This is a genomic window from Microvirga sp. 2YAF29 (assembly GCF_052114605.1).
Lineage (GTDB): Bacteria > Pseudomonadota > Alphaproteobacteria > Rhizobiales > Beijerinckiaceae > Microvirga.
Genome location: NZ_JBFRFB010000056.1, coordinates 1 through 385 on the forward strand (window position 1 = coordinate 1; position 385 = coordinate 385).

At 66.5% G+C, this 385-nt stretch carries 1 protein-coding gene; it reads right to left on the minus strand.

What is annotated here, in order from left to right:
- On the minus strand, nt 1-385 hold a 385-nt coding region (locus tag AB4Y85_RS19490; protein ID WP_441986556.1), incomplete at both ends, for a UDP binding domain-containing protein.

A 385-nucleotide genomic window follows, 5' to 3' on the forward strand; every position in this document is an offset into this window, starting at 1 on the left:
GAGACGTAGTGGAATCCGTGGTGGCGCATTTCCTCGGGGCGGTAGACATTGCGCAGGTCCACCACCACGGGAGCAGCCAGCGCCGCCTTCAGGCGTCGCAGATCCAGCGCCCGGAACATGTCCCACTCGGTCACGATCACCAGCGCATCTGCATCGCGCGCGCAGTCATAGGCGTCCTTGGCATAATCCACATCCGTGAGCATGTGGCTTGCCGCAGCCATGCCCTCGGGGTCATAGGCCCGCACCCTGGCCCCCGCATCCTGCAGCGCCGCGATCACGTCGATCGAGGGCGCCTCACGCATGTCGTCGGTGTTGGGCTTGAAGGTCAGCCCCAGCACCGCGATCGTCTTCCCCCGCACCGAGCCGCCGCAGGCCGTGATCACCT